This is a genomic window from Desulfovulcanus ferrireducens, assembly GCF_018704065.1.
GTDB lineage: Bacteria > Desulfobacterota > Desulfovibrionia > Desulfovibrionales > Desulfonatronovibrionaceae > Desulfovulcanus > Desulfovulcanus ferrireducens.
The window spans coordinates 19,007-37,935 of sequence record NZ_JAGUQP010000005.1; the positions used below are offsets into that span (position 1 = coordinate 19,007).

An 18,929-nucleotide genomic window follows, 5' to 3' on the forward strand; every position below is an offset into this window, starting at 1 on the left:
TATTGCCAATTCTCTTGTTAACACCAATATCAGTAGGCGCAAACAAACAACAAATTTCAAACTTCAAGCACGGAGGACAGGATGAATCTATCTCAAAGGATTTTGAGCCTTCAGCCCTCGGCCACGATGGCCATTAATGCCAAGGCTCAGGAAATGCGTGCCCAGGGCCGCAAGGTGGTTAGTCTGGCTGTGGGTGAACCTGATTTTGTCACCCCTGATCATATTATCCAGGCAGCTAAACAGGCTCTGGACGAGGGGTTTGTCAGGTACACTCCGGTACCTGGCATTCCGGAGCTTAGAGATGCAGTAGGTGGGTATTTTAGCCGATTTTATCAGGTAAGCCCTGAGCGTGAAGAGGTAATTCTTTCCAATGGGGGCAAACATTGCCTTTATAATCTGTTTCAGTGTCTTCTGGACCCCGGAGATGAGGTGTTAATCCCGGCTCCGTATTGGGTTAGCTATCCGGCCATGGTCCAGCTTGCCCAGGGTGTACCAGTCTTTGTTTCGACCGAAGCTGAAGATAATTTTTTGGTCAGTGTGGATAAGCTTGAGGAGGCAGTCACGGATAAGACCAGGGCTATTATAATAAACACCCCCTCAAATCCTACCGGATGTCATTATTCCCAAGAGCAATTAAATGAATTGGCAGCCTGGGCCAAAAGCAAGGATATCTTTATCATTTCTGATGAAATTTATGATCAACTAGTTTATGAACCAGCCAAACCAGCATCCCTGGCCGGTTTCTGGGCTGAGAACAAGGACAGGGTAGCTGTAGTCAATGGTTTGTCCAAGAGTATGGCCATGACCGGATGGCGGGTTGGTTTTTGTTTGGCCCATAAAGATCTCATTAAGGCCATGACCAAAATTCAGGGCCAGAGCACATCCAATATATGCTCGATAGCCCAGAAAGGAGCACTGGCAGGGCTAACCGGCTCTTATGAGATGGTGGAAAAGATGCGCCAGAGCTTTTTAACCCGCCGGGATCTGGCCTTAAAGATTGTTTTGTCCTGGCCGGATGTTGTCTGTCCTAAACCTGATGGGGCTTTTTACCTTTTCCCCCGAGTAGATGCAATATACAACGACAAAGTGAAAAATTCCACTGAACTTTGTCAGATCATTTTAGAAGAGGCAGAAGTGGCACTGGTACCCGGAGCTGCTTTTGGCGATGATCGGTGTGTACGTATTTCTTATGCCCTCGATGAAGAGACCTTGACCAATGCCTTGAACAGGGTAGGAGAGGTTCTGGCTCGCCTTCGCTAGTACATCGCTGTTATTACGCTCTCTTCGTTAGCTGCTTACCTGAGCGTAGGCGAAGGCATAATAAAGCCCCGAAGGGGGCGTAATAACAGCAACGCAGCGCGTTGCGTAACAACAAGGAGTTAACCATGCCAGATTATATCCAGTGGACCACGGCCTATCAGGGACGAATGCAAAAGGTCAGCCCTGATGAGGAGTTCAAATGGGCAGCAAAAATAAGTTCACGCCTTAAAAGGGAACTTGCAGAAGACAGCTTGCCTTTTCTGTCTTTAAGTCACTGGCCAGAGTTAAAAAAGAGCCTGACTGGTCTTAAAGACAGGATAAAGAAATATGACCATATGCTTTTATTGGGGATTGGCGGATCAGCCCTGGGGGCAAAAGCCCTGCAAAAGGCATTTGCGCCAGGCCAGGATTTGCCTGGGCATAAAGGGCCGTGGTTGTGGATAGGGGATAATATCTGCACTAACTCTTTAGAGGTTTGGCTAAAAAATCTTCCTCCTGAAAAGACTTTGGTGGTGGTTATCAGTAAGTCCGGTGGCACGATAGAGACCATCAGCCAGTATTTTCTGGTTAAAAAGTGGCTTGAAAATAAATTGCCGAATACCTGGTCAGAACATATATTGGTAATCACTGATGCGGACAAAGGATTTTTGCGTGAGGAGGTGGCAAGATACAACTTCATCAGTCTGGATGTGCCGAAAAATCTAGGTGGTAGATATTCTGTACTCTCGGCCGTGGGGCTGGTGCCAGCATTGTTTATGGGACTTGATATTGATGAGCTTGTGGCCGGTGCGCAAGCTATGGCCGGTCCTTTGATTGAGAATGAAGTTACACCCCAAAATTTGGTTCGATATCCGGGCTGGAAGCTGGCTTTATGGGCTAAAACTTTAATGGATTTTGATTACAACCAGCTTATCTTTTTTATTTATCTTCCCTTATGGGCCCATTTTGGGCAGTGGTTTGCCCAACTCTGGGCAGAGAGCCTGGGGAAAGATAATAAGGGTAGCATGCCTTTGCCTGCCATTGGAGTAACTGATCAGCATTCTCTGCTCCAGATGTTTTTAGATGGCCCGAAAGATAAAGGATGTATTTTTCTTACCTGTTCAGGTCTTAAAGCCGGTCCTGTTTTTGACGCCCTTCCTTCCGGATGGGGGTATTTGGAGGACAAGGCCCTTGGCGAGATTTTGGAAGCCGAAGCCCTGGGGACTAAAATGGCCATGGGGCTGAATGGTGTGCCCCTTGTAGGGCTCGACCTGGAGAAGGATTGCGAGTTTAGTGCAGGTAAGCTGATTATGCTTCTGGAAGTCATGACGATTATGACCGGATGGCTTATGGATATAAATCCCTTAAATCAGCCAGCTGTGGAACTAGGCAAAAGACTGGCCAAAGCAAGGCTCGGAGCCGGTGGCTTTGAAAAGGAAGCAAGTATGCTGGATAGCTTTTTGAAGCAGAATCAAGAATTAGAGAAATTTTAGAATATTAAAATTGGTTGAATAGTTAAATGGTTGAGTAGTTGAGTAGTTATTTTTTATGACGAAAATAGTATTGTTTTTCATATAGTTGTTATTCTGGGCGAAGCTGCAAAAGGTCTGAATTTTTTTGACAGAAAATCGTCGAGTTTGATTCCGTTATCGTTAATCTTTATTCCACAGGCTAGCCATATAGCTCAACGCTCCCTGCGAAAAGGGAATGGCAGGGGCATTATCCTAGTTAACCTATAAATCAATAACTCAACTTTCTGAGTTAATTTGCGAGCGCATTTTCTTCAATGCTAACAAAGACTTGGACACATCTAAGGCTTGCTTGCGGGCTGTGCATAATGGGGTTAGTCAATAGAATATTATTTAATGCCTTTTCTGTTGTTATGATGGGTTTCGAAAGTTCGATGGAATAATCTCCCTATGCACAGCACTTCCGCAATCTTCGCCAAGATGTGTTACCCAACCCGTTTGTAATGCATTTCAGAAAATGTACTCTTCAATTGTGCAGTAATTTTAGGATGTTAATCATGTCAGAAAGTTGAGTCAATAAAACAAATGCAAACAAAAATTGCCCGCCCCTTTCAGCTAGTTAAGTTTTTATCCTGGAGTTCACTCCTGCTCATTTTGGGTTCGTCTCTGGTTTTGTCTGCTTTTATGGCCAATTATGCCCGGGAAATAGTGTTAAAAAAGAATCACGAGTTCGCCTTGCTCCTGGCTGAAAACTTAAACCATCAGATTTATCAAAGGTTTACGCTGCCCACTATTTTGGGCTTCGGGCGCATCGAGCTCAAGCAAAAAGCCCAGTATGAACGTTTGGAACAGGTTGTTCGCTCAACCATCCATAGTTTTCATGTCTTGGATGTGCGGATTTATGATAACGAAGGTATTGTTTCGTACGCTACAGACAAAGAACTATTGGGCCAGAAGGGCTTGGCAGACAGGGCTGTCTTCAAGGCGATTACTTCCGGCGAATATAGTTTTAATTTGCAAAAAAGGATCTCCAATTGGAAGGCCATGTTTAGTTTTAAGTTGGAGTCGGAATCGGTTGTTTTAAGAACGGTTTACCCTTTACGAGCTGAACGAACCTTGGGTCTGCGCGATGAGCCCATTATGGGTATCCTTGAGTTTACTCAGGATATAAGTTCTGATTATGAAAACATTGTTCATTTTCAATGGCTGATCATCATGGTTTCATTCACGTCGTCTTTGATCCTGTTTTTACTTCTGTTTATGATCATTCGTCGGGCCGACCGGATGCTTGCTGAGCGGGTCAGGGAAAAGGAGAAATTGGAAAAAGAGCTGCACCAGAATGAGAAATTGGCCAGCATGGGTCGGATGGTGGCCAGTATAGCGCATGAGATTAGAAATCCTCTGGGTATTATCCGCAGCAGTAGTGAATTATTATTTAAAAGGGCCCAGAAAGAAGATAGCCCTCATAGCAGACTGCTTGAAGCCATATTTCAGGAGTCCAGACGCTTAAGCCAGACTGTGAACGACTTTTTAGATTATGCCCGGCCTAGACAGCCTAAAATGGAGGATGTGGATATTGCACGGGTCATTGATGAGGCCTTGGCCTTTTTACACACTGAGGTTAAGCGCAAAAATGTGAGCGTGGAAAAGACAGGACCGGAGAAAGTTTTGGTTAAAGGGGATAAAGACCTTTTGTATCGAGCTTTTTACAACCTGTTAAGTAATGCGCTCCAGGCTGTCCCAAGTGGAGGCTGGATTAAAATTATTTTTCACGAAAAGGGACCGGTAGTGGAGATTCTGGATTCTGGCCCGGGGTTCGAGCCAGGCATGATCGAAAAGTACTTGGAGCCCTTTTACACTACCAAGGATACAGGCACAGGCCTGGGGTTGGCCATTGTCAACAATATTATTTCCAGTCATGGGGCTAAACTGACCTTGGAGAACCATGAACAGGGCGGGGCAAAAGTAAAGGTGAGTTTTGCGGCTAGATAAGAACCGAAGTAGGTGACATTACAACAGGTTAGAGAATGTCGAAAGTAGAATGTCTAAAGAGCCTGTGGCTGAATCTTTTTTTCAATTTAATTTCTATGGTTTATTCTAGTCTTGGTTTCTTTCACGCTGGTACAAAGACTTGGACCCATCTAAATCTTGCTTGGGGACAGAGCATAATGGGATATTTTGGGTAAACAAATATTCTTTTTATTATACCTATGAGCGATTTTCACTCAATGGGTAGAGATTGCCACGGACAGCTTCGCTGCCCTCGCAATGACAATCTCGCCCCTGTCATTGCGAGTGGAACAAAGTGTAGCGAAGCAATCTCAAAGTTTGAACTGCAAAATAATCGCTCAATTTAAACTATAGATAGTTATCGTAGGACTCGCAAGATATTTATCTTTGTCGCCCTGATGCTCTGTTTTGCCGCAAGCAAAGTTCAAGATTGGGTTACCCAAGCCGTTTGTAATGCATTTCAGAAGCCAAGACTTTCAATCAACGGTTAAAATAGGGTTTGGCAAGAGGCTTTAAACCATTCGATTTAGAGGTTAAAAATGGACAAAAAATTACCTGTAATCCCGGATGAGCGAGAGGAAGATTTGCAAAATCTGCATTTGGCTGACAGGGCGGATTTAATTGTATTTTTGGCCGGAAACCAGTTTATGCTTGCTGGTGAGCTTATGCAGGCCTTTCAAAAACAATACCCGGAAGTAGAAAATATTTTTTATGAGACCCTCCCCCCGGGATTGGAACTGAAGCAGATCCTGGCGGGTGGAGCCATGTTCCGCGGGCAGGTAATTGACGTTTGTCCGGATGTGTATACTTCTGTTTCTCTAAAGAGTATGCAGTTGCTTGAAGAAAAGGATTTAATTTTTAACGATTATTTTGTTTATGCCCACAACAGGCTTTCTTTGATGGTTGCCAGAGGCAATCCCAAAAAGATTGTTTCGGTTTCGGACCTGGCCCGGGAAGACGTGCGCGTATCTCAACCCGATCCTGAAGTAGAGGATATCGGACACTATATTTTAAACATGTATTTAAAGGCCGGAGGGGAAAATCTGGTCCTGACAATTATGCAGGACAAATTATCCAGGGGACTTACCAGACTGACCACCGTGCATCATCGAGAGACACCAGAACGAATCATGAACGGCCAGGCAGATGTGGGACCTGTCTGGTATACGGAGATTTTGAGTGCCCAACAAAAAGGATTGCCTCTTGAGGGAGTGGAGGTAGGTGAAGATTTGGACCAGCATGAGGAAGTCAATTACTATGTCTGCCGGCTAAAAAAAGGTCTGCATCAAGAAAATGGAAAAAAAATTGTGCGTTTCTTAAAGTCCGGACAGGCGCAGGACATTTATAAAAAATTCGGTTTCGTGCCGGAGGAGTTTTAATGACCGGAGATATCTTAGTCATTGATGATGAAAAAAATTATTTACTTATTTTAGAGGCTATTCTGCAGGAAGAAGGTTACACGGTAACAGCTCTGAGTGATCCTGAAATGGCTCTGGTTTATTTGGAAGAGTCTGAAGTGGACGTGGTTATCACTGATATGAAAATGCCGGGACTTAGCGGCCGGGATGTATTAGAGCATGTCAGGAAACATTATCCGCATATCCCTGTTTTGATCATGACAGCCTATGGAAGCATAGATGGCGCTGTTGAGGCCATGAAATGCGGGGCATTTGATTATATTACAAAACCGTTCGCCAATGATGAGTTGCTTTTATCCGTACGAAAGGCCATGCACTTGGCCCAGGCGGCTCAGGAGAACAGGTTGTTACGCGAGAATCTTGCTGAAAGGTATGGCCGGCATCAGATTGTTGGCAAAAGCAAGGCCATACGCGAAGTCCTGCGTATGGTCGAACGGGTGGCCCAGACCAGATCCACAGTGCTCATAACAGGGGAGTCAGGAACTGGTAAGGAGCTTATTGCCAGAGCCATACACTATTCATCACAGAGAAAAGACGCTCCTTTTGTCTCGCTCAATTGTATGTCTTTAAATCCTGGCGTGCTGGAAAGTGAGCTTTTTGGACATGAGAAAGGTTCTTTTACCGGGGCAGTGGCCAGAAAAAAAGGGCGGTTTGAACTGGCCCACCAAGGAACCTTGTTTCTGGATGAGATAGGCGAGTTGTCCTCTGATTTACAGGTAAAGCTTTTGCGTGTTCTCCAGGAGAAATCATTTGAGCGGGTTGGTGGCAATGAACCCATAAAGGTAGATATTCGTCTCGTAGCGGCAACTAACAAAGACCTTCGCCAGGCTGTGGCTAAAGGTGAATTTCGCGAAGACCTTTTTTATCGCTTAAACGTGGTCAATATCCATCTGCCGCCACTTAGAGAAAGAAGAGAGGATATTCCTTTGTTGGTGGCTCACTTTCTGCAGAAGTTGGCCGAGGAGAACAAGACCGAAATAAAGTCTTTTACTCCTGAGGCCATGGAATATTTAACCGCTTATGAGTGGCCGGGCAATGTGCGCCAGCTTGAAAATGTGGTCGAGAGGTGTCTTGTTTTGTCCACAAGCCAGAACATTGATGTAGATGAGCTACCGGCAGAAATTCGCGATGAAGAAGCCCAGTTTAAAAGCGCGGTGGACTTTTTGCCCCCAAAATTAAACCTGGCTGAAACACTGGAAAAAATCGAAGCGGCCCTGATTAAACGGGCTCTGGTCAGGAGCAATTTTGTCCAGGTCAAGGCAGCCGAGCAGTTGGGTATTTCCAAAAGCCTTTTGCAATACAAACTAAAAAAATATCACATTAGTTTGAGTCCGTAGAGTTGTTGCGTTTATTGAAATCAATAAATTCAACAGACCCAATAAATCCAATGAACTTAACAAAGGCAATAAGCTCATATTTGGCAAAGATAAAAAACGATCCTTCCTTGGCCCTGGATGTCGTTTGGCACGAAGTCTTCGAGTCAAAGGAAGCAGAGTATGGCCAGCCAAGTAAGCCCTGGTCCGAGCCGGTGCAAAAAATACTGGCAGCCAGAAAAATACCCGGGCTCTTTTCTCACCAGGCACAGGCCATAGATCTGATCCGGGACAAGAAAAACGTGGTCGTGGCTACACCCACTGCCAGTGGTAAATCCCTTATTTATAACCTGCCGGTATTGGAAACTGTTTTTACCCGTCCGGATAGCAGGGCCTTGTATCTTTTCCCCTTAAAGGCCTTGGCTCAAGATCAAAAAAAAAGCTTGCAGGAGCTTTTAAGCTCTGCGGGCCAGGAATTTGTCCCTGAAATTTGCATTTATGATGGGGATACCAAACCCTGGCAGCGCGCCAAGATCAGACAAAGGCCTCCGCAAATTTTGATTACCAATCCGGATATGCTCCACCTGTCTATTTTGCCCTACCATCATTTATGGCGCGATTTTTTTCAGAATCTGTCTTTTGTTGTTGTTGATGAGGTGCATACTTATCGGGGAGTGATGGGCTCGCATATGGCCTGGGTTTTTCGTCGGTTGTTGCGCGTTTGCCGTTACTATGGCCAGGAACCGCAATTTGTTTTTTGTTCAGCCACAATAAAAAACCCACAGGAGCTTAGCAGAAATCTGACTGACTTGGATGTGGCCTGTATCGAGAAGAGTGGTGCGCCCAGTGGAAAAAAGCATTTTTTAATGGCCAGGTCTCTTTTTGGTGCAGCTCAGACCGGGCTGAAGCTTCTTGAGTTGGCTTTAAAGATGGGGCTTAGAACCATAGTCTATACCCAGTCGCGCAAAATGGCTGAACTTCTGGCCATCTGGATGCAGGATAAGGGCAAAGCTTTCAAAGATAAAGTCTGCGCTTACCGGGCTGGCTTTCTACCTGAAGAGCGGCGAAACATCGAGGCTAGGCTATCCAGGGGAGATCTTCTGGCTGTGGTTTCTACCAGTGCCCTGGAACTGGGGATTGATATTGGACATCTGGATTTGTGCCTGATGGTAGGTTATCCTGGTTCAATTATGGCTACTTGGCAGCGCATGGGCCGGGTAGGCAGGAGCGGACAGGAAGCCGCAGCCATTTTTATTGGCCATGAGGATGCCCTGGATCAGTATTTTCTCCACCATCCCAAAGAATTTTTAGGCCTTGAGCCGGAAAAGGCAGTGATTAATCCTTATAATCCGGTGATAATGGGCCGGCACCTGGTCTGTGCAGCAGCAGATTTGCCTGTTAAAGCAGACGAAGAAATGTTGCAGAATAAAGAAGCGCAAAAGGAAATAGACTGTCTGTTGGCCTCTGGAAAACTTATTGCTTCTGCTGACAGGTCAGAATTCTATGCACCCGGCAAATATCCTCATCGTCATGTTGATATCCGAGGTAGTGGGCAAATATTTAACCTCTTTGCCGGGCAAGAAAGAAAGTATATTGGGCATATTGATGAGTACCGGGCCTATCATGAAACCCATCCCGGGGCCATTTATCTACATATGGGCGAAACCTACCTGGTCCAGAATCTGGACCCGGACACAAGGTCGGTTCAGCTAAAAGCAATGAAAGCACCTTATTTTACACGGGTCAGAACAGAAAAGAGCACAGAGATTCTTAAAGTGTTCCGGGCCAAAACAGTGGGCCGGGTTCAGATATTTCATGGCAAGTTAAGAGTAACGGAAAAGATTGTCGGTTATGAAAAGAGGTTGACTTACGGGCAAAGATTTTTAGGGGTCGCACCCCTTAACCTTCCGCCTCTGATCTTTGAAACCGAAGGTATGTGGCTGGCTATTCCTAAGGACATTCAGGATAAGATTGAACAAAAGTTTCTGCATTTTATGGGCGGGATACATGCCCTGGAGCATATTTTGATAGCCATCATGCCTTTGCTGATTTTAACTGACCGCAATGATCTGGGCGGTATTTCCATACCGATGCATGCACAGGTACAGGGACCGGCTGTTTTTATTTATGACGGCATACCCGGAGGACTGGGGCTGACTGCCCAGGCCTTTGTCCAGGCCAGGGAGTTGCTTGAACGGGCAGATGGGGTCATTGGGGCATGTGATTGTGAAAATGGTTGTCCCAAATGTGTGCACTCGCCCAAATGCGGCTCTGGCAATCGTCCTCTGGATAAAGAAGCAGCGGGCTTAATCCTGGATATGATTCTGGAGGAGAAGGATAGAGAAGAAATAATAGCGATTGCCATGCCAGAAATCAAAAAGGATTCTCCGGTAAAGGTCAGGCAAGAGGCGCCTGCAAAAAATAAAGTCGATTCCGGGCAAAGTTATGTACCTCCTGGGCGAGAGGAGTTGGTTCTTAGTGAGTCACAATCCGAAAAAACGATTTTTTACAGTTATGTCAAGGAAAACCAAAGGTTTGCTGTTCTGGATATTGAAACCAGGCGTTCGGCACAGGAAGTGGGCGGCTGGGGCAATGCCCACAAAATGGGCATTAGTTGTGTGGTTGTTTATGACGGGCAAAAAGACAGTTTCCTGACCTTTATGCAGGAGGAAGTGCCTGACCTTATTAGCTATTTGACAGGCGTGGACCTGGTGGTAGGGTTTAATATTTTAAAATTTGACTACAACGTGCTAAAAGGACACTCTGACTTTGATTTGCACTCCTTGCCTACTTTGGATATTCTAAACAGGGTGCATACGCGACTCGGATACAGACTCTCCTTAGATCACCTGGCCAAGTATACCCTGGGGGTTAGTAAAAGCGCCAACGGTCTGTTGGCCCTTAGATGGTGGAAAGAGGGAAAGATAGACAAGATTATCGACTATTGTCGGCAGGATGTGGCCATTACCAGGGATTTGTACCTATTTGGCCGTGATAATGGATATCTACTTTTTCGAAACAAAGCCAAAAAAATAGTCCGGGTACCAGTAGATTGGTAAAGCCTTTTGAGATTGAGAAGTTGAGAAGGAGACAGGAGAGAGGCGAGGTCGGTAGGAACACAGTTCCGCACCGTGGGCCGGTTTTTGGTGGAGCTATGAGCTTATGCGCGGAGGTCAATAGACTCCACGAGTTTACGTGGGGGTAAAAGTCAGACGAATTACGAGGGAAACATGGATCTTCAACTTGCAGCTGAAAAAAATCCTATTTTGGGCCAGGAATTTTTAACTTGGCTCTGGTTTAAAAGTGAAGAAACCAATGGTTTGTTTGAGACCGGGGGTGGTCAGAGTTTTGCTCTGTATTTTGGGCAGAAGATTGCTGTCCAGGGCGGTGAAGGAGAGAGTGTGGAAAAGGCTGTCTGCTCAGGACTTATGTCTGAATTAAAAGAAGCCCGACAGGGACTTAGGACAGGTAAAAAGGTCGTACAGGCCATAGTCAGGATGGAGCAGGATACCAATGCTTGGCAGCTTCAGCTTAATGCAGATAATTTTGCCATTTCAGGGCTAAAAACACCAAAGGTGGACATGAAACTGGAAGAAGGAGATGATCCGGATGCCAGATTTTTAGAAAAGATGTATCTTGTGGAAAAGAGTCTGGAGTTTTTGGATTCGGTTTATGAACAATTTTTGAGACTTAGGCTTTCAGCGGCATGGAGCGAGGAAGTAAGGAAGATAAAGAACTGGTTGGACTACGAATAAAAAGCTCGAAACTTGAAATCCGAAATCCCAAAAAAGGAGTTTGCTATGGATAAAATCAAAGCGGTTCTTAGAATTCAGCCGTGGTTTGAGTCGGACAAAGGGGTTTTATTTGGCATGGGGCGAGTCTTGCTCTTGCAAAAAGTAATTGAATTGGGTTCACTGAATAAAGCAGCTAAAGAGATGGGCATGTCCTATCGGGCAGCGTGGGGCAAAATTAAGGCTTCTGAAGATGCCCTCGGTGCGCCTTTGCTCATTCGCGAAGAAGGAAAAAGGAGTTTTAAGCTTTCACCACTTGGGGAAGAACTAGTCAATAAGTTTATTGCCTGGCAAAAAAGAGTGGAAGAGTTCGCCTTGAAAACTTCCCAGGATGAATTTCCCTGGGATGTTGAACTTTTTGAAAAAAAAGAAATCGGTCAAGAAGATTAATGCAATGGTTCTGGACCAGAGAAAATCTGATCCAGAACCAGCCTTTAATGTCCGATGCGTGGATAAAAATTGAATTTCACTTCCGTGGAATCTTCAATCTTAAATTTCAAAACGGAAATATTATCAGTTTGTTAGCCACCCATTCAGTTTCAAGATGACCTTACCTTTAAGTCTTAAAATCGCCTTATCCTCCTTGCGTAATTATAAACTCAGGGCTGTTTTGGCTATCTTAGGTATTTTTTTAGGCAGCTTAGCTTTTACCGGGGTACAACATATTTCCAAGGCCTTGGTGCGCAAGGCTGAGTTGGAAACAGAAAAATTAGGGCCAAATCTGTTTATGGTCGTAAGCGGAACCTTGCGTTTTCATCGTTCGGGTCGGGCCAGACTATCCAGGGAAGCGCACAACTTTACTCTAACTGACGTCCAGGCTCTGGCTAATGGGCTACCCGGAGTTCTCAGCTATACCCCATTTGTCAGACAGACCATACCTATTAAATTTAAACAAAATAAAGTTACATGTCAGATTGTTGCAGCCTGGCCCAATTACCCGGAGGTGCGCAGTTTTTGGCCAGAAATTGGCAGATTTTTTGATGCGAGAGAACTTGAGCAGCGGGCCAAGGTTTGCGTTCTGGGGGCCAAAATTGCCCAGCGGCTTTTCGGGAGTAAAGAAAAGGCCTTGGGCAACGAAGTTTTTTTCTTTCGCGCTGGCTGTCGTGTCATTGGTGTGATGCAGGAAAAGGGTTCTGATATTACCGGCACGGACCAGGACGAACAGGTCTTTGTCCCTCTGACAACTTATATGCGCAGGTTTGCCAATCAGAATTGGGTTTCCGGTGTTTACTTTAGTTTGAGCAAAGGGACGGATCAGAATGTAATCAAGGATGCCGCCACCACTATTATGCGCCTAAGGCATCGGATAGATGCCGGAGAAAATGATGACTTTAGTGTACTTACTGCTAAAGACACGATTAAACTGCAAAAGCAGGCCCTTAATCTGGTTAAGACTCTGGGGCTTATCAGTTCATCTATTTCTTTTGCCGTAGGTGGAATAGGAGTGCTGTCGATTATGACTCTTTTAGTGCGTATGCGTCATCTGGAGATTGGAATTCGTAGGGCCATGGGTGCGGCGAAAAAAGATATTGTCCATCAGTTTTTGTTCGAGGCTGCCACTTTGTCTAGTATAGGCGGTATGTTAGGCGTAAGTTTAAGTCTTGTCCTTGTTTATCTGGTTACAACCTTGGGTGACTTTCCCTTTGTCTTTGACCCGTTAGTTCTTCTGGGCACCTTGTTGGGCTCAATGTTTTTGGGCATAGCCTCTGGTGCCTATCCGGCCTGGCAGGCCTCAAAGGTAGTGGTAGTCACCGTGTTAAAGAGTGAATAGCCTATTGATTCAACTTTGGAGCTTGTCTTACGGGTTGTAATTTCAACCATATTAATGGACTTGTTTTATTCAATGAGTTCCGAAAGTTGACTTGGCCTGATTGGCTGGCCGACGGCGCAGCCTGATAATACCGGAGATGCAATAACGTGAGCTAAGCGAAATAACAGGGAGTGAAAGCGAGTGTAATAACCTGAATTTATAATAATGGCTTGAACAAAAAGACAATAACTAAAGCTGGGAGCATATTGGTTATTTTGATTTGTTTGATTTCCAGCAGGTTTAAGCCGAGTCCCAGGATGAGTATCCCTCCTACTGCAGTAAGCTGATTAATGAGCACCGGGGTAAATAAACTTTGAAATTGTCCGGCCAGGAGGGTGATGCCTCCCTGATAGATGAGCATGGGAATGACAGAAAACATGACCCCTAGGCCATAGGTTGCGGAGAGTGCAATTGAAGTAAATCCATCTAGGGTGGATTTGGTAAGTAAGAGGGTATGGTCGCCCCGGATACCTTCATCCAGGGCCCCAAGAATGGTTAAGGATCCAATACAGAAAATGAGAAAGGCTGTGATTAAGCCTTGGGTAAAAGTAGAGCTTTGGGACCCCAATTTTTTTTTGAGACGATTGGCCAGGTTGTCCAGGTGTTTCTCCAGATCGATAGCCTCGCCTGTGATTGCTCCAAGAAGAATAGAGAAGATAAGAAGCAGTAAATTTTCCACTTTCAGGGCCATTTGCATACCTATTAGCAAAGTGGTCAGTCCAATGCCCTGAAAAACTCTTTGATGGATCTTTGGGGAGATATGCGATTTAAGACAGAGGCCTATTAAGCTACCCAAAATTACTGCCAAGATATTGATAATGGTTCCCAGGGGCATAGCTAATCTTCCTGATTTTCCAGAGCATTCATGAGACTTATGGTTAGACTTAAAAAGTCGGCTTCGGTAATAATCCCTACGAGTTTTTTTCCATCAACAATAGGCAGGCAGCCATATTTGTGCTTGAGTAAAATAGCAGCTGCATCTTTTAGTTTCATATCCGGGGTAGCTGTTTTGACATCAGTACGCATGATTTCACAGATGGGGATACTGGCATCCAATTCATCCTGGGTTTGACGGTCAATGCCGGCCAGTTTAGAAATGGTGGCCGATAAAATGTCGCGGTGGGTTATGATGCCGATAAAATTGTTTTCATCATCAACAATAGGAATATGCCGGATACGGGCCAGCTTCATGAGGGACCTGGCTGCAGCTAAGGTGTCGAATTTTTTTAGGGAAAAAACATCCTTGGTCATCAGATCGCTGACTAAGAGCATAGTTTCCTCCTTATCTAAAGGTTTTGAACGTAACTGTTTCAAGTAATTCAGTTATTCCGCTATTCCTCTATGGCAGAATAAAAAGAAATCACGTGCTTAATCGTTGATGTCTTTTATTTGTCAATTTGCTGTACTAACGAAACATTTTGTATTTTTGTTCACATGTTGGTCAATCTAAAGTTAATATTTTTTATATTAATGGCTTAAAAAATAAAAAACCTCAAGTAAAGAACTCATGGACGGCAAAAAAAATTATGACGTGGTTATTGTCGGAGCCGGGCCAGCCGGAGCCACGGCTGGAATAGTTTTGGCGAGGGAGGGGATGCGGGTTCTGGTTCTGGACCGGGAGACTTTTCCCCGAGATAAATTATGCGCAGGGCTTATCACCTTTAAAACCCAAGAACTTGTTTCTGGTTTGATTAACCAAAACATAACCCAATTACAGGCGAATGGAGTTATTCACTATCAAAGCCAGGCATATGGCCTGGGAAATAAAAAAGGGCTTTTTTATCAGGGTAGAATGGAGCACCCTTTTTACTTTGTAAAGCGCAGCGCTTATGATTACTTTCTGTTTAAAAAACTAAAACAATCCGGAGCCGCAGTCCTGACCGGGAAAAAGGTTTTAACTATAGATTTTAATCGGTCACAGGTTATTACTGCTTGTGGTCAAACTTTTCAGGCCCGATTTATTGTTGGTGCCGATGGAGCCATGAGCCGGGTTCGAAATGCATTGTCCGGGCTAAATATTGTACAAGAACCATGGTCAAAGGGTGCAGCTCTGGCACTGGAGTGTTTTGTGCCAAGAGAGGCGGGAGAGTTTTATGATTTCCCTGTTGTTTACTTTGGTTATGTACCCAAAGGCTATATCTGGTCGTTTCCGGGGAATGAAGTTCAGTGTGTGGGTGTATGTTCTGAGCAAGTGAGAGAGGGACGTAAACTGAAGGAAGTACTTAGAACCTTTGGCCACAAGGCTGGCCTTGACCGGGAAAGTATGGAAAATATCAAAGCCCATGCTTTGCCTTATGGGAACTATGAGAAAAAGCCCGGTTATAAAAATATTTTGCTTGTTGGTGATGCAGCTGGTTTTGCCGATCCTTTGCTAGGAGAAGGTATTTTTTATGCCCATAAAAGTGCCTTGCTCGCTTGCCAGGCCATAAAATCCACGTTTGGACATCCGGAGAGGGCAGCCGGTGAATATACTCGCTTGGTATGGGAGATTATCCTGGAAATGGACTATGCTCGTTTCTGGAAGGAAGTCACCTTTAAGTTGTTTCGCCTGAATAATTATCGCTTGCTGGAAATTGTTTTCGCAAAATTTTCCACAAGGCTGGTCGAGACCGTCCATGGTCTGCGTTCTTTTAAATGGCTTAGGCCCAAGAAATGGAGTTCTTCTTTATAGACTTGAATTTAGCGTAAAAATAGCTCATAGCTCATGCCGTGTGGCGAGAACCGGGATCAATCGTTTAACTGCCAGTTTAAGCTATGGACAGACTTTCAACTGTGAGAGCGTTTAGCTCCTTGCATGGAAGTTTGGAAATCTTTTTTACCCATTAGATTTGACAAGTTAGCCATCGACTAACTCAACTAGCTAACAAAGGGAGAATAAGATTGGCCGTTGATTTGAGACGCAACCGGGAGCGGATGGTTAGAGAGCAAATAGAGGCCCGAGGCATTAAGGCTCCCGAGGTGCTTAGGGCCATGCGTACAGTACCCAGGCATTTGTTTGTGGACGAGGCCCTGCAGGCCCAGGCTTATGGAGACCATGCTCTCCCCATCGGTCATGGCCAGACTATTTCTCAGCCATATATCGTGGCTGTAATGACTGCTCTTTTGCAGGTAAAACCGGGCATGACTGTGCTGGAAATTGGAACTGGCTCCGGGTATCAGGCAGCAATTCTTTCAGAAATTGGGGCGGAAGTATATACTGTAGAAAGGGTAAGGCCATTATACCTGGCAGCCACCAAGAGGTTTAGGGACTTACGTTATTATAATATCCGGACAAAGCTTGATGATGGGACTTTGGGCTGGCCGGAAAAGGCACCTTTTGACCGGATATTGGTCACGGCAGGTGGCCCGGAAGTACCAGAACCACTTTTAGACCAGTTGGCTGATCCGGGGATTATGGTTATTCCTGTTGGTCAGAGCAAAAGGAGCCAGACATTGGTGCGGGTGATCAAGGAAAATGGCCAGATCAAAAAGGAGAATAGAGGGGCCGTTATGTTCGTGGACTTGGTGGGGAAACATGGGTGGTAGAGACGGCTGCAAAAAGTGGCGCTTTCGCTGTTTTTGCAGTTTTGCATGATTTTTGAGCTCAGAGCTTTGACCTGCTTCAATATGTTGGCTTGTGATAAAAAATCAGCTTCGGAGGATAGGTGAAATTTTTTCAATCCTGGCTGGATAAATTGTGGGAGCTTTCCTCGACCAAGGGTGCGGAAAAAGTTTTAATGGGGGTATCGTTTACTGAGGCTATTTTTTTTCCTATCCCTCCTGATCTTTTGCTTATACCGATAGGTCTGGCCAAGCGGGAGAAATGTTTCAGGTTAGCCTTTATCTGCCTGTCAGCCTCGCTAGTGGGTGGTATTGTAGGCTATGTTTTAGGCTATTATTTCATGCAGGTCATTGGCTTCCCAATAATTAAATTTTATGGCTTAATTGACAAATATGCACTTATCCAGACCTGGTACGAGCAATATAGTGCCTGGGCCGTGGCAATTGCAGGCCTGACACCAATCCCCTATAAACTCTGTACGCTCACTGCAGGGGCCTTTAAAATCAACTGGTTTATTTTTGTCTTGGCTTCTACTTTGAGCCGGGGAGTTAGATTTTATGCTATTGCCGGACTAATATATTGGCAGGGTGACCGGGCCAGGTATTTTTTGGAAAAGAGGTTTGACCTTATTTTAACCTTGACTATTTTTTTAGTTATCTTAGGTTTTTTTATTATTAAGTTTATTTAATTAAATTTATGCCACGTGCGAAAGCCAGTTTATGGTTGACAGCTTGTCATCCATGAAAGATAGTGGACCAATTTTTGGCTACGAGCTATAAGTCACGAGCTACCGAGTATATAAAATTTATAAAGGGGTGAGATTATGGCAAAAAAATCGAGTTGCGCATCATGTTCTAGTTCGGGGAAAAAAGAGAAGAGTGCATCTATGGCACTTCAGGACCAACTCATTTCATCTACTTTAGCCAAGATTAAATATAAAATTTTTGTTATGAGCGGAAAAGGCGGGGTTGGGAAAAGCTCTATTGCCACTAATTTGGCAGCGGCGTTAGCTGACCAGGGTTACAAGGTGGGGCTTCTTGATGTTGATATTCATGGCCCTAGTGTTCCTCACTTGTTAGGAATTAAAGGCCTTTTGGATGTTGATCGAGGCAAGATAATCAAGCCCAAGAAATTTTCTGATAACCTTTCTGTAGTGTCCATGGAGTCATTGCTCCAGGATCCTGATCAGGCAGTTTTGTGGCGTGGGCCAATGAAGACCTCTGCTATTCGTCAATTTGTTGCTGATGTAGATTGGGGGGAACTGGACTTTTTAGTTGTAGATTCTCCTCCCGGAACCGGGGATGAACCCATGACCGTTCTGAAAACAATCCCTGATGCTATGTGTATAGTGGTCACTACTCCACAAGAAGTCTCACTAGCTGATGTGCGTAAGGCTATTAATTTTCTCCAGTACGCCAAAGCAAACATTTTGGGTGTGGTAGAGAATATGAGCGGGCTTGTCTGCCCTCATTGCTCCAAAGAGATCAACCTCTTTAAAAAGGGTGGAGGCAGGGAACTGGCTCAAAAATATGGTCTGGAATTTTTGGGCGCGATTCCTCTTGATCCGGCTACGGTACTGGCAGCTGATATGGGTAAACCGGTGGTTCTACTTGATGAAGACACTCCGGCCAAAAAGGCCTTTTTGGAACTGGCCCAGAAGGTGAACCGGATGGTCCGGGAAAGCTTTGAGACTGTATCGTCTACACACACATAAGGGCGTAAGGCGCAAGTTGGAAAAAAATTTATTTTTCTCCAAAAAAAGACTTGCAATTTTAAAATTTAGTATATATAAACCCGACTTCCTTGGTGGCTGGCGTAGCTCAATTGGTAGAGCAGCTGACTTGTAATCAGCAGGTTGCGGGTTCGAGTCCCATCGCCAGCTCCAGATTTGATGGAGGGGTTCCCGAGTGGCCAAAGGGAACAGACTGTAAATCTGTCGGCGTAAGCCTTCGGAGGTTCAAATCCTCCCCCCTCCACCAGATTAAAAAGAGTAGGAGACAGGAAGACCTGTTGCTTGACTACTCTAAGTGAAAATGCGGGAATAGCTCAATTGGCTAGAGCATCAGCCTTCCAAGCTGAGGGTTGCGGGTTCGAGTCCCGTTTCCCGCTCCACTTAGTCAAGCCTTTCCAAGGCCCACGTAGCTCAGTCGGTGGAGCACTTCCTTGGTAAGGAAGAGGTCACCGGTTCAAGTCCGGTCGTGGGCTCCAGCATTTCCTGAGCTCTCCTCTTAAAAATATATAAAGTCATAATTAATCATAGAGAACAAATAGGGGGTAAGGTTATGAGTAAGGCAAAATTTGAGCGTAAGAAGCCGCATGTAAATATTGGTACAATCGG

At 45.0% G+C, this 18,929-nt stretch carries 15 protein-coding genes and 4 tRNA genes; 17 read left to right on the forward strand and 2 right to left on the reverse strand.

Annotated elements, in window-relative coordinates; genetic code table 11:
* Positions 1–81 precede the first annotated feature (81 nt).
* From KFV02_RS02770 to KFV02_RS02810, 9 genes are all read left to right on the forward strand, one after another.
* Positions 82–1,260 carry a pyridoxal phosphate-dependent aminotransferase gene (locus KFV02_RS02770; protein ID WP_252380008.1) on the forward strand — a complete coding sequence of 393 codons (1,179 nt, stop codon included), beginning with the start codon at positions 82–84 and terminating at the stop codon, positions 1,258–1,260.
* Between the two features lie 125 nt (positions 1,261–1,385).
* On the forward strand, positions 1,386–2,732 hold the full coding sequence (locus tag KFV02_RS02775) for a phosphoglucose isomerase-related protein (RefSeq protein ID WP_252380009.1): 1,347 nt from the start codon (positions 1,386–1,388) through the stop codon (positions 2,730–2,732).
* A gap of 561 nt (positions 2,733–3,293) precedes the next feature.
* On the forward strand, positions 3,294–4,700 hold the full coding sequence (locus tag KFV02_RS02780; RefSeq protein WP_252380010.1) for a sensor histidine kinase: 1,407 nt from the start codon (positions 3,294–3,296) through the stop codon (positions 4,698–4,700).
* A gap of 557 nt (positions 4,701–5,257) precedes the next feature.
* Complete coding sequence (locus KFV02_RS02785; protein WP_252380011.1) at positions 5,258–6,097, forward strand: molybdate ABC transporter substrate-binding protein; 840 nt, start codon at positions 5,258–5,260, stop codon at positions 6,095–6,097.
* The gene (locus KFV02_RS02790; protein ID WP_252380012.1) at positions 6,097–7,473 is read left to right on the forward strand and encodes a sigma-54-dependent transcriptional regulator; all 1,377 of its coding nucleotides are present in this window, start codon (positions 6,097–6,099) and stop codon (positions 7,471–7,473) included. The genes KFV02_RS02785 and KFV02_RS02790 overlap by 1 nt, the downstream gene beginning before the upstream one ends.
* Before the next feature lie 50 nt (positions 7,474–7,523).
* On the forward strand, positions 7,524–10,508 hold the full coding sequence (locus tag KFV02_RS02795; protein ID WP_252380013.1) for a DEAD/DEAH box helicase: 2,985 nt from the start codon (positions 7,524–7,526) through the stop codon (positions 10,506–10,508).
* A gap of 171 nt (positions 10,509–10,679) precedes the next feature.
* Positions 10,680–11,204: a hypothetical protein gene (locus KFV02_RS02800; RefSeq protein WP_252380014.1), complete on the forward strand. Its 525-nt coding sequence runs from the start codon at positions 10,680–10,682 to the stop codon at positions 11,202–11,204.
* 45 nt (positions 11,205–11,249) lie between these two features.
* Positions 11,250–11,630, forward strand: a complete 381-nt coding sequence (locus KFV02_RS02805; RefSeq protein ID WP_252380015.1) for a winged helix-turn-helix domain-containing protein — start codon at positions 11,250–11,252, stop codon at positions 11,628–11,630.
* 154 nt (positions 11,631–11,784) lie between these two features.
* Positions 11,785–13,011 (forward strand): ABC transporter permease, encoded by a 1,227-nt coding sequence (locus tag KFV02_RS02810; RefSeq protein ID WP_252380016.1) that lies wholly within the window; start codon positions 11,785–11,787, stop codon positions 13,009–13,011.
* A 196-nt stretch (positions 13,012–13,207) separates the two neighbouring features.
* Here the strand turns inward: KFV02_RS02810 and KFV02_RS02815 are convergent, their stop codons facing one another.
* Together KFV02_RS02815 and KFV02_RS02820 are read right to left on the reverse strand one after the other, a co-directional pair.
* Positions 13,208–13,885, reverse strand: a complete 678-nt coding sequence (locus KFV02_RS02815; RefSeq protein WP_252380017.1) for a DUF554 domain-containing protein — start codon at positions 13,883–13,885, stop codon at positions 13,208–13,210.
* 2 nt (positions 13,886–13,887) lie between these two features.
* The gene (locus KFV02_RS02820) at positions 13,888–14,322 is read right to left on the reverse strand and encodes a CBS domain-containing protein (RefSeq protein ID WP_252380018.1); all 435 of its coding nucleotides are present in this window, start codon (positions 14,320–14,322) and stop codon (positions 13,888–13,890) included.
* Positions 14,323–14,557: 235 nt separating this feature from the next.
* Between KFV02_RS02820 and KFV02_RS02825 the strand changes: the two genes are divergently transcribed.
* The 8 genes from KFV02_RS02825 (at position 14,558) to KFV02_RS02860 (ending at position 18,799) form a co-directional block, all read left to right on the forward strand.
* A complete protein-coding gene (locus tag KFV02_RS02825) occupies positions 14,558–15,721 on the forward strand; it encodes an NAD(P)/FAD-dependent oxidoreductase (protein ID WP_252380019.1) in 1,164 nt (387 codons plus the stop codon).
* Between the two features lie 209 nt (positions 15,722–15,930).
* Positions 15,931–16,575, forward strand: coding sequence for a protein-L-isoaspartate(D-aspartate) O-methyltransferase (locus tag KFV02_RS02830; RefSeq protein ID WP_289510051.1), 645 nt, complete (start codon positions 15,931–15,933; stop codon positions 16,573–16,575).
* A gap of 119 nt (positions 16,576–16,694) precedes the next feature.
* Positions 16,695–17,279, forward strand: coding sequence for a YqaA family protein (locus tag KFV02_RS02835; RefSeq protein WP_252380020.1), 585 nt, complete (start codon positions 16,695–16,697; stop codon positions 17,277–17,279).
* A gap of 135 nt (positions 17,280–17,414) precedes the next feature.
* Positions 17,415–18,305 (forward strand): Mrp/NBP35 family ATP-binding protein, encoded by an 891-nt coding sequence (locus KFV02_RS02840; RefSeq protein WP_252380021.1) that lies wholly within the window; start codon positions 17,415–17,417, stop codon positions 18,303–18,305.
* 95 nt (positions 18,306–18,400) lie between these two features.
* A tRNA-Thr gene (locus KFV02_RS02845) sits at positions 18,401–18,476 on the forward strand.
* 8 nt (positions 18,477–18,484) lie between these two features.
* A tRNA-Tyr gene (locus KFV02_RS02850) sits at positions 18,485–18,570 on the forward strand.
* A gap of 56 nt (positions 18,571–18,626) precedes the next feature.
* Positions 18,627–18,703 (forward strand) — tRNA-Gly (locus KFV02_RS02855).
* A gap of 20 nt (positions 18,704–18,723) precedes the next feature.
* Positions 18,724–18,799, forward strand: a tRNA-Thr gene (locus KFV02_RS02860).
* Positions 18,800–18,929: the final 130 nt, after the last annotated feature.

What these genes read in the sequence shown, in the direction of transcription:
- KFV02_RS02770 (WP_252380008.1), top strand. Translation starts at nt 82, where the DNA reads ATGAATCTATCTCAAAGGATTTTGAGCCTTCAGCCCTCGGCCACGATG.
- KFV02_RS02775 (WP_252380009.1), top strand. Translation starts at nt 1,386, where the DNA reads ATGCCAGATTATATCCAGTGGACCACGGCCTATCAGGGACGAATGCAA.
- KFV02_RS02780 (WP_252380010.1), top strand. Translation starts at nt 3,294, where the DNA reads ATGCAAACAAAAATTGCCCGCCCCTTTCAGCTAGTTAAGTTTTTATCC.
- KFV02_RS02785 (WP_252380011.1), top strand. Translation starts at nt 5,258, where the DNA reads ATGGACAAAAAATTACCTGTAATCCCGGATGAGCGAGAGGAAGATTTG.
- KFV02_RS02790 (WP_252380012.1), top strand. Translation starts at nt 6,097, where the DNA reads ATGACCGGAGATATCTTAGTCATTGATGATGAAAAAAATTATTTACTT.
- KFV02_RS02795 (WP_252380013.1), top strand. Translation starts at nt 7,524, where the DNA reads ATGAACTTAACAAAGGCAATAAGCTCATATTTGGCAAAGATAAAAAAC.
- KFV02_RS02800 (WP_252380014.1), top strand. Translation starts at nt 10,680, where the DNA reads ATGGATCTTCAACTTGCAGCTGAAAAAAATCCTATTTTGGGCCAGGAA.
- KFV02_RS02805 (WP_252380015.1), top strand. Translation starts at nt 11,250, where the DNA reads ATGGATAAAATCAAAGCGGTTCTTAGAATTCAGCCGTGGTTTGAGTCG.
- KFV02_RS02810 (WP_252380016.1), top strand. Translation starts at nt 11,785, where the DNA reads ATGACCTTACCTTTAAGTCTTAAAATCGCCTTATCCTCCTTGCGTAAT.
- KFV02_RS02815 (WP_252380017.1), bottom strand. Translation starts at nt 13,885, where the DNA reads ATGCCCCTGGGAACCATTATCAATATCTTGGCAGTAATTTTGGGTAGC.
- KFV02_RS02820 (WP_252380018.1), bottom strand. Translation starts at nt 14,322, where the DNA reads ATGCTCTTAGTCAGCGATCTGATGACCAAGGATGTTTTTTCCCTAAAA.
- KFV02_RS02825 (WP_252380019.1), top strand. Translation starts at nt 14,558, where the DNA reads ATGGACGGCAAAAAAAATTATGACGTGGTTATTGTCGGAGCCGGGCCA.
- KFV02_RS02840 (WP_252380021.1), top strand. Translation starts at nt 17,415, where the DNA reads ATGGCAAAAAAATCGAGTTGCGCATCATGTTCTAGTTCGGGGAAAAAA.